This is a genomic window from Natronomonas sp., from assembly GCF_047616845.1.
Classification (GTDB): Archaea; Halobacteriota; Halobacteria; order Halobacteriales; family Haloarculaceae; genus Natronomonas.
In genome coordinates this window covers 1-8,876 of the sequence record NZ_JBLGBY010000070.1, presented here as the reverse complement: position 1 = coordinate 8,876, position 8,876 = coordinate 1, and the positions used below count along the sequence as shown (strand labels likewise).

At 62.7% G+C, this 8,876-nt stretch carries 10 protein-coding genes; 6 read left to right on the top strand and 4 right to left on the bottom strand.

All coding sequences use genetic code 11. The features are described 5' to 3' along the window. Together ACI8UR_RS11655 and ACI8UR_RS11650 are read right to left on the bottom strand one after the other, a co-directional pair. Positions 1–364: hypothetical protein (locus ACI8UR_RS11655; RefSeq protein ID WP_415087896.1), on the bottom strand; the 364-nt coding region annotated here is incomplete at its 3' end. Between the two features lie 135 nt (positions 365–499). Next, complete coding sequence (locus ACI8UR_RS11650; protein ID WP_411715796.1) at positions 500–1,537, bottom strand: PGF-CTERM sorting domain-containing protein; 1,038 nt, start codon at positions 1,535–1,537, stop codon at positions 500–502. 197 nt (positions 1,538–1,734) lie between these two features. Here ACI8UR_RS11650 and ACI8UR_RS11645 point away from each other — a divergent pair, with 197 nt between their 5' ends. From ACI8UR_RS11645 to ACI8UR_RS11635, 3 genes are all read left to right on the top strand, one after another. Continuing rightward, complete coding sequence (locus tag ACI8UR_RS11645) at positions 1,735–2,535, top strand: hypothetical protein (protein WP_411715797.1); 801 nt, start codon at positions 1,735–1,737, stop codon at positions 2,533–2,535. 109 nt (positions 2,536–2,644) lie between these two features. Continuing rightward, a complete protein-coding gene (locus ACI8UR_RS11640; RefSeq protein ID WP_411715798.1) occupies positions 2,645–3,178 on the top strand; it encodes a 50S ribosomal protein L16 in 534 nt (177 codons plus the stop codon). Positions 3,179–3,251: 73 nt separating this feature from the next. Next, complete coding sequence (locus tag ACI8UR_RS11635) at positions 3,252–3,977, top strand: creatininase family protein (protein WP_411715799.1); 726 nt, start codon at positions 3,252–3,254, stop codon at positions 3,975–3,977. Here the strand turns inward: ACI8UR_RS11635 and ACI8UR_RS11630 are convergent, their stop codons facing one another. Together ACI8UR_RS11630 and ACI8UR_RS11625 are read right to left on the bottom strand one after the other, a co-directional pair. After that, positions 3,978–4,385, bottom strand: coding sequence for a DUF5790 family protein (locus tag ACI8UR_RS11630; RefSeq protein ID WP_411715800.1), 408 nt, complete (start codon positions 4,383–4,385; stop codon positions 3,978–3,980). A 118-nt stretch (positions 4,386–4,503) separates the two neighbouring features. Beyond that, positions 4,504–4,851 carry a dihydroneopterin aldolase family protein gene (locus ACI8UR_RS11625; protein WP_411715801.1) on the bottom strand — a complete coding sequence of 116 codons (348 nt, stop codon included), beginning with the start codon at positions 4,849–4,851 and terminating at the stop codon, positions 4,504–4,506. A gap of 96 nt (positions 4,852–4,947) precedes the next feature. Here ACI8UR_RS11625 and ACI8UR_RS11620 point away from each other — a divergent pair, with 96 nt between their 5' ends. The 3 genes from ACI8UR_RS11620 to rimI all read left to right on the top strand — a co-directional run bounded on the left by ACI8UR_RS11620 (position 4,948) and on the right by rimI (position 8,744). Continuing rightward, on the top strand, positions 4,948–5,559 hold the full coding sequence (locus tag ACI8UR_RS11620; RefSeq protein WP_411715802.1) for a translation initiation factor IF-2 subunit beta: 612 nt from the start codon (positions 4,948–4,950) through the stop codon (positions 5,557–5,559). A 163-nt stretch (positions 5,560–5,722) separates the two neighbouring features. Continuing rightward, entirely contained in the window at positions 5,723–7,708 is a 1,986-nt protein-coding gene (locus tag ACI8UR_RS11615; RefSeq protein ID WP_415087894.1) for an aconitate hydratase, read from the top strand. A gap of 574 nt (positions 7,709–8,282) precedes the next feature. Next, entirely contained in the window at positions 8,283–8,744 is a 462-nt protein-coding gene (rimI, locus tag ACI8UR_RS11610; protein ID WP_411714823.1) for a ribosomal protein S18-alanine N-acetyltransferase, read from the top strand. The last annotated feature ends 132 nt before the right edge of the window (positions 8,745–8,876 follow it).

Genomic DNA, 8,876 nt, shown 5'->3' with positions numbered 1-8,876 from the left:
TTCCGGAGTTGTTGTTCCCGCGGTCGATGCCGAATACCGCGGTGTTATCGACGTCGCAGGCGGAGTAATCAATCCACGAGGCGTCGACGATAACGTAGTCGATGAAAGCACCTTCCTCGGCGTCGACTTTCTGGAAGGCTTCCGCGCCGCCGGCGAAATACTGGATGCTGCCGTTCTCCTCGTTTTGGTCACCCGGGTAATGATCCGTCGTGAACAGGAAGTTCACGGTGTAGTTCGCGGAGTCCGTATAGTCGCCGGCTGCCTCCTTTGTGTGCTTATCGGCCGCGACGGGCGACACGGCTGTGCCCAGAAGCGCGACGCTTGCAACTATCCCCACCACGAGAAGTGTGGCTCCGAGTGTCACGTTCGCTTTCTTCGGCTTCATCGAATGCACGAGCACCCAGTATCATGCTAACAGTGTTGCTACCCATTCGAGGCTATTTATACCGTGCATTCGAACACGAGCATCGATGATGAATGCAGCCGTCGCCGCGAGCCGTTATCGTCGCCGGACGAGGAATGCGCTCGCGAGCAGCGCGAGCAGTGCGACGAGTGGCCCGAAGCCGGGGCCGGAGCCGGGCGTCGGCGTTGCATTGGACGCGCCGCCGCCGGACGATTCCGGTGTCGGCGTTTCCGTATCGGCCTCCTTGCCACCGTCCTCGTCGCTGCCGGATTCCTGCTCAGGCGTGGGCGTCGGTGTGGCGGTGCCCTCGTTGCCACCGTCGACCGATTCGGGCGTCGGCGTGGCGGTTGCCGTCGCCGTCGCGGTCGACGTGGGCGTGGAGTCGCTCGTCGACTCGTCGGTCGAACCGTCGTCCGTGCTGCTCTGCTGTGACGGCGGCGGGCCGAGCTTCTCGTAGGCCGTCGCGTTGTCGTGACAGCCCTCACAGATTGGGATGTAATGGGACTTCGAGAAGATCTCGACTTCCTCACCGCTCGTCGTGACGCCGCGAATCATTCCCTGCACTTGGTACCAACCGGGTTCGGTCGGCATCGTGAAACATGGGCCCCCCTGCGAACCGGCACCCTGCTTGGCGACGATTGCGTCCTCGGGATTGAGGTAGGTGGGGTCACCGCCGAAGTCGCTCTCATTGTAGAAGTCGATCTCGATTTTGTGCTCCAGGAACCGGGACTCCTTCATGTGCTGGAGTAGGTCGGTGTCGACCTGCGTTCCGGAGTTGTTGTTCCCGCGGTCGACGCCGAACACGGCTGTGTTCGGGCTGTCGCAGTTCCCGTAGATGATTTCTTGGTTCCCCGTTTCGAGGTACGTCAGCTTCTCGAAGCCGTTCGGGGCCTTCTCTTTGAAGCCAGCTGAGGAGGCCGCGAACGTGGTGATGCTGGCGTTCTGGGGGTTCTGGTCACCCGGGAGATTGTCGGTTTTGTCCGGGAGGACGATTGTATAGTTACTCTTGTCGGAACCGTGGTTCGCTGCTGCGGGACTTACTGCGATGCTACACAGGAATGCGATGCTAATGACTGCTGCAACGACAAGCACGCCTCTTCGTAGCGGCAGGTTCGTCTGCGTCTCCTTGCTCATACGGATTTTGCAATGTTAACTGTCAGTGTATATTCTCTGCTGGCAATACGGGGTGGTTTTTATAATGGGTTAACAGAATTCGCATATTTTCTACCATCTGGGGCAGTAGTTAACTACCATGTATGCGCGGCGCGCTCCCGGTGGATGATTCCACGAAGTTAGTAACGCCTATACGCCGGGCTTTCATCCCTCCGCGTATGCAACGACGATGGGCGGCGATCTACTTCGCCTTCTTCCTCGTCATGGCTGCCAGCGCCTACTCGGTGATGGCGGTCGCAGAGGAACCGACGATGAACATCGACGGTGAAACCTACGAGGCCGGTGATACGTTCGAGGTCGACGGTATCACCTACACGGTGTCGGAGTTCGAAGAACGTGAGGGTGAGCTGACCTACACCCAGACCGTCTCACAGCAGACCACCTTCCAGAACAACTCCGTCGTCGAGTATCGGAACGGCTCGTACAACGTCTCTATCGAGCCCGCTGACGACCCCGAGACGTTCACACTCGCCCAGGAGTTCGACGTCGAGACGATCCTGCAGAACGACCCCGAGGTCGACAACACCACCTACACGAGCGACGACGGCACGGAGTTCGTTCGGTACAAGAACGGCTCGACCGAACCGCTTGAGGAGTATCTCCCCGAGCCGAACCGCGAGACGTTCTCCGAAGGTGACCAAATCGACCACGAGGACACCACGAAGGCAGTCGACAACGTCACCTCGAGTGCGGCGACGCTGACCTGGGAGCAGGAAACCGAACAGTCGATCGGTCTCGAGGAGGGCGACCGCATCACGCTCGGCGGCACCGAATACGTCGTCACGTTCGTCGACGACGATACCGTGCGCCTGTCGACGGACATCGAGGGTTACGAGCAGACGCTCGAAAACCGCGAATACTTCCAGGAGCGGATGAGCGGCCTGCTGTTCGTCATCCTGTTCAGTCTCGGTTCCGGCTTCCTCGTTGCCGGGCTGGCGCTTCTGCCCCACCGCGGCTGACGAACGCCCGTTCTCTCGCCCGTCGTCTTCGTTCTCTCCACGCCACTCCGTCGCATCAACACCGCGCTTCGAAGGCTTTATCCGCAGACTCGACCTCATTCGACGTACTATGAGTGACAAGCCCGCCTCGATGTACAGGAACATCGACAAGCCCTCGTACACTCGACGGGAGTACATCACCGGGATTCCCGGCTCGAAGGTCGCCCAGTACAAGATGGGCAACCTCGAAGCCGACCCCGAGGATTACGAGGTACAGATCAGCCTCATCCTGGACGAGGAAGTCCAGATTCGGCACGGCTCGCTCGAGGCCTCGCGCCTCTCCGCGAACCGCCGGATGCTGAAGGAACTCGGCGAGGAGGGCGATTACAAGATGATCCTCCGGAAGTTCCCCCACCAGGTCATCCGAGAGAACAAGCAGGCGACCGGTGCCGGTGCCGACCGTGTCTCCGATGGGATGCGCCAGGCGTTCGGGAAGATCGTCGGCACGGCCGCCCGCATCCAACAGGGCGAGCGCCTCTTCACCATCTGGTGTCACCCCGAGGACGCCGCGGCCGCCAAGGACGCCTTCCGCCGTGCGTACAACAAGATCTCCCCGCCGTGTACCATTCGCATCGAGCGCGGCGAGGATCTCCTCATCGCGTAAGGCGGGCGTTTCGTACGCTTTCTCTCTTCGCGTGACCACCGCTTACAAGCGGGAGCGCTGTCTCTTCTCGCGTATGCAACTCCCCGAGTCGACGTGGACTGACGCCCGCGATGCCGACACCGACCTCGCGGTGCTCCCCGTCGGAAGCACCGAACAGCACGGCCCACACGCACCGCTCGGCGTCGATTTCATGACCGCAGAGGCCATCGCGTCGGCGGGCGTCGACCGCTACGGCGAGGCGTTCGATGGCGAGGCCGTCGTCGGGCCGACCATCCCCGTCGGTGTCGCCGAGGAGCACCGCGATTTCGACGGCACGTTGTGGGTCTCGGAGGACACCTTCCGTTCGTACGTACGCGAGACGATAGAGAGCCTGGCCCACCACGGCTTCGACCGGGTCGTCGTCGCGAACGGGCACGGCGGCAACGTCGACGCCCTGCGAGAACTCTGCGGCCGCCTCAGCCGCGATGGCGACGTATACGCCGTCCCGTACACGTGGTTCGACGCTGTCGCGGTGGAGGAACTCGGTCACGGCGGCCCCTCAGAAACCTCATTCATCCGGCATCTCCGCCCCGAACTGGTACATGAAGACCGGACGGAGGAAGCCGCGGAGGGTGCCGCCGACAGCTGGGGTGAGTGGCTCCATGGAACGAACCTCGCGTACGACTCCTCTGAGTTCACCGACAGCGGCGTCGTGGGCGATCCACGCGACGGCGATGCGGCGCTCGGCGAAGAACTGTTAGACGAAGCCGCAGCGGCACTGGCGGAACTGCTCGATGCGGTCGAAACGCGGGCGGTCTGATCACTCCTCGTCGCCTTCCGCGTGGGCGTCTTCGAGCGCACCGCGGAGTTCCGGAATCGTCGCGGTGAGTTCGCCCACCTGCTCGTGGGCCTCGACGATGCTGTCGAGGAGGGCTTCGACCTCGGCGATCTCGGCTTCGAGGTCGTCAGCGTCCTCGAAGGCGTCGGCCTTCTGCCCCATCGCGAACCACTTTTTCGCATCCCGGAGATGCTCTTCGGCGTCCCCGGTATCGAGTGCGCCCTTCAGCGCGTTGAGCACGCCGAGGGTGTTGTCAGCCTCGACCTCCCAGATGGCGTCGGCCTCCGGCAGCGTGGCTTTTGCCTCTTCGAGGCTCGCCTCCACGTCCTCGCGCATCTCGCTTGCCGCCTCGTCGAACAGTTCTTCGTCGTCGAGCGTTGCCTGACTCATGCACGCTCGTTCGTCGTGCTATCGGTTAAAAACAAGCCGGAAAGCGAAAGTGAAAACTCGTGGCGGGGAATGCGGTACAACGGTTCAAGCGCCGTCCTCGCCTCGGCCGCTGTGGCGCTTATGCTTCGATTCGGTCGATACGCATCCGTGGGTAGTCCCCTTCCATCGACATCGACGCGACGACGAGGCTGCCCTCGTGGTCGACGCGGAGTTCGACCTCCATGAACCGGCCCGTCAGCTCGGTGTAGTCTGCCGAGCGCTCGGCCAGCTCTGCGGCGAGTTCGTCGTCGAGGATGTCCACGTCGACGGATTCACAGAACGGCTGGTTCTCGATGGCCTCCTCGATTGCAGTTTCGAGGCTTCCACTGCTATCGGGCGAGACCGGCGTGCCCGCAAACTGGTGATAGAGGCTGCCGAATTTGATGCCGGCCTCAAAGCAGGCTTGCTGTGGCGTCGTTGGCTGCATACTCACCCCACGGACGGCCGCGACAAGTCGGTTTCTCCCCGACCGCGTCACTCCGTGTCTCGGAACCCCTTTAGGGCGCAATCTCCTCCATAAAGTATGGAGTACGAAGCCAGCCTCGACCGAGCGCTGGACGCCGTCCCGGACATCCAGTCCGGCGGCGACCGGCTTTCGGTTCCCGACACCGCGGCCCAGACCGACGGTGCGTTCACGCGGTTCACGAACCTCGATGCGGTCGCGGACGCCCTCGCTCGCGACACCGACCACCTCCACCGATACATCCAGCAGGCGCTTGCGACCTCCGGGAAACTGGAGGCCGGCGTCGGCCGATACAACGGTAACTTCTCGGAACGCGATTTCGAGGCCGCCGTTGAGGACTACACTGAGGAGTACGTCCGCTGTAGTGAGTGTGGCCTGCCGGACACCCGACTCGTGCAGGAAGACCGGACGATGATGCTGCGCTGTGATGCCTGTGGTGCGTTCCGCCCCGTCGAGAAGGGTCGCAGTTCCTCGCGAACCCAGCAGACGAAAGACGACGTCGAGGAGGGAAGCACCTACACCGTCGAAATCACCGACACCGGTCGGAAGGGCGACGGTGTCGCCCACCGCGGTGAATACACCATCTTCGTCCCCGGCGCGAGCGAGGGCGACGTGGTCGAGATCTACATCGAGAGTACGAGCGGCAACCTCGCGTTCTCGCGGCTGGCCTGATTTTCCGCCCGAACAACTGGACGATCGTCCGCTCTTCCCCCGTTGCCGGCGTCAGAACGCCACGTTTGTTTCGCGCGAATATTGCCAAAATCGCCGGATAGTGGCCCGATATAGGTGCAAACACGCCGGATTTATATCCGTGGGCAGTAGATTGACGGACGTTATGGGACAGACGCTTACCGAAAAGATTCTCGATGACCACCTCGTCGAGGGAGACCTCGAGACGGGGGAGGAAATCGGAATCGAGATCGACCAGGTGCTGACACAGGACACGACGGGGACGCTCGTCTGGCTGCAGTTCGAGGCCCTCGGCCTCGACGAAGTGCAGACCGAACTGGCCGCACAGTATTGTGACCACCAGACGTACCAGTTCGACTTCAAGAACACCGACGACCACCGCTTCCTGCGCTCCGCAGCGGGCACGTTCGGTGCCTACTACAGCCGTCCCGGTAACGGCATCTGTCACAACGTCCACAAGGAGAACTTCGCCGCGCCCGGCAAGACGCTCCTCGGTTCGGACAGCCACACGCCGACGCCCGGCGGCCTCGGCCAGCTGGCAATCGGTTCCGGTGGCCTCGACGTCGCCGTCGCGATGGGTGGCGGCGCCTACTACATCGAGATGCCCGAAGTCGTGAACGTCCACCTCGAAGGCGAACTGCCCGACTGGGCGACCGCCAAGGACATCGCGCTCCACCTGCTCGGCGACCTGACCGTCAAGGGCGGCGTCGGCAAGATCTTCGAATACACTGGCCCCGGTGTCGAGAACCTGACGGTGCCCCAGCGGACGACCATCACCAACCTCGGTACGGAGCTCGGCGCAACGTCCTCCATCTTCCCGACCGACGAGAAGACGAAAGACTGGCTCTCCCGCATCGGCCGCGAGGACGAGTATGTCGACCTCCAGCCCGACGACGATGCCGAGTACGCCGACCAGATCACGGTCGACCTCTCGGAGCTCGAGCCGCTCATCGCGTGCCCGAGCATGCCCGACAAGGTCGTGCCTGTCAGCGAGGTCGCCGGCACGGACGTCGAGCAAGTCATCATCGGCTCCTGTACCAACGGCGCCTACGAGGACATCCTCCCGGCCGCGAAGATGCTCGAAGGCCGCACCACGGACAAGACGTCCGAGATGATCGTTGCGCCCGGCTCCAAGCAGGCCTCCGAGATGCTCGCCCGTGAGGGCTGGACGGCCGAGATGATGGCCGCTGGCGTCAACTTCTCCGAGGCGACGTGTGGTGCCTGTATCGGCATCGGCCACGTCCCCGCCTCCGACTCCGTCTCCCTGCGGACGTTCAACCGCAACTTCGAGGGTCGCTCCGGCATCGAGGACGACAACGTCTACCTCTGTTCGCCCGAGGTCGCCACCGCGGCGGCCATCGCTGGCGAAATCGTCGACCCCCGAGACCTTGCCGACGAACTCGGCGACCTCGAGGCGCCCGGCCTCGAGATGGGCGACAAGTACGGTGCGGGTATGGCGGAAGACGACCCCGACCTTATCGCGCCCGACGAAGCCGTCGACGACGAGCTCATCAAGGGCCCGAACATCGGCGACGTCCCGCTGAAGGACGAACTCGACGCCCACCTCGAAGGCCCGGCCCTCCTGAAGATGGAGGACAACATCACGACCGACCACATCATCCCCGCGACGCAGGACATCCTGATGTACCGGTCGAACATCCCGAAACTGTCGGAGTTCACGCTGTCGCGCGTCGATGACTCCTTCGCACAGCGCTCACTCGACAGCGACGGCGGCTTCCTCGTCGCCGGCGAGAACTACGGGCAGGGCTCCTCGCGTGAACACGCGGCCCTCTGTCCGATGTATCTCGGCGTCGAAGGCGTCCTCGCACAGAGCTTCGCCCGCATCCACAAGGCGAACCTCTTCAACTTCGGTCTCATCCCGCTCGAGATCGACGAAGAGGACTACGAGGGAATCGAGCAGGGCGACGACATCGAGATCGTCGACGACGTCGCCGAGGCAGTCCGCTCCGGGCAGGAAGAGTTCACCGTTCGCGTCAACGACGAGTGGGAGCTCACCGGCCACCTCGACGCCTCCGAGCGCGAGCGACAGATTCTCGCCGACGGTGGCAAGCTGTCGCACACGAAAAAGAAGGCCAAGGACGGCAGCGGCTCCGCGCCCGCCGACGACTAGAACTCCCACTTTTTGCACACTCCGGCGGTTCGGCGCGGAACGCGCCGAACACGCCTCCGTGGCAAAAACTTGGGGAAAATATGCGCGAGCGCCTCCCTCAGGAAGACTCGCTTCGCTCGTCTTCCACGGATCTCGCTCGCTCCGCTCGCGAGATTGCCGCGGCGCCAAAGGCGCCGCGGTGCCGAGAACCACGAGCGCTTCGCGCTCGCGGATGCTCACCATCGTTTTATTCTAAATTCCCCGTAGCAACTGCTGATGGTTCGTGTGTTCGTTGTCCGGCTCAACACCGCTTCAGTGCGATAAGGGAGACCGGGAGACGAGAGGTCAGAGACGCCAGTGCGACCGGGAGATGGTGTATACGGTGCAGTCGCTATCTGGCGTGTGAAAACGGGGTGGGGGGTGGGGATGCACCCAAACGGGTGCATCTGAGTCTTACTCGTGTGGGTACATGAATCTTCTGGCCTTTTTATATACTGAATACGATGATTGTGCAATATGCACACACAAACCATCTGACGGCGGTGGGTTTGACCTGGCCGGTAGGCATATGAACGCGTCTCCGTAACGTTCGGGTGTGACTGCGACCGGGCCGAAAGCTGAGGTCGCCGTTCGGGAAGCAACGCGGGCCGACCTGCTGAAGGTGTTCCGAATCGAGAAGCAGTCGTTCCCACAGCCGTGGCCGTACGCGGCCTTCGAGCGGTTCCTCGACACTCCCGGCTTCCTCATCGCCGAGGACGCCGACATCGTCGGCTACGTCGTCGCCGATAGCATCCCGAACCACGGCACTTCGATCGGTCACATCAAAGACCTGGCCGTCGCCCCGAACCGCCGCGGTGAGGGTATCGGCCGATTGCTGCTTTCGCGTGCGCTGTCGGCGCTTTTCGTCGACGGTGCCGACCGTGTCAAACTGGAGGTTCGTGAGAGCAACGGCACGGCCCGGTCGCTGTATGAGGCCTTCGATTTCGAGATTCACCATATCGTGCCGAATTACTACGATGATGGTGAGGATGCGTATGTGATGGTACGCGAGGCCTGACGAGCGAGCGCAGCGAGCGAGTTCAGGCCTCGGGAGAGCGAACGGTGAGCGTAGCGAGCCGTGAGCCGCGAGTGGTGATGAGCGCAGCGAGCGAGTTCAGGCCTCGGGAGAGCGAACGGCGAGCGTAGCGAG

What these genes read in the sequence shown, in the direction of transcription:
- ACI8UR_RS11650 (WP_411715796.1), bottom strand. Translation starts at nt 1,537, where the DNA reads ATGAGCAAGGAGACGCAGACGAACCTGCCGCTACGAAGAGGCGTGCTT.
- ACI8UR_RS11645 (WP_411715797.1), top strand. Translation starts at nt 1,735, where the DNA reads ATGCAACGACGATGGGCGGCGATCTACTTCGCCTTCTTCCTCGTCATG.
- ACI8UR_RS11640 (WP_411715798.1), top strand. Translation starts at nt 2,645, where the DNA reads ATGAGTGACAAGCCCGCCTCGATGTACAGGAACATCGACAAGCCCTCG.
- ACI8UR_RS11635 (WP_411715799.1), top strand. Translation starts at nt 3,252, where the DNA reads ATGCAACTCCCCGAGTCGACGTGGACTGACGCCCGCGATGCCGACACC.
- ACI8UR_RS11630 (WP_411715800.1), bottom strand. Translation starts at nt 4,385, where the DNA reads ATGAGTCAGGCAACGCTCGACGACGAAGAACTGTTCGACGAGGCGGCA.
- ACI8UR_RS11625 (WP_411715801.1), bottom strand. Translation starts at nt 4,851, where the DNA reads ATGCAGCCAACGACGCCACAGCAAGCCTGCTTTGAGGCCGGCATCAAA.
- ACI8UR_RS11620 (WP_411715802.1), top strand. Translation starts at nt 4,948, where the DNA reads ATGGAGTACGAAGCCAGCCTCGACCGAGCGCTGGACGCCGTCCCGGAC.
- ACI8UR_RS11615 (WP_415087894.1), top strand. Translation starts at nt 5,723, where the DNA reads ATGGGACAGACGCTTACCGAAAAGATTCTCGATGACCACCTCGTCGAG.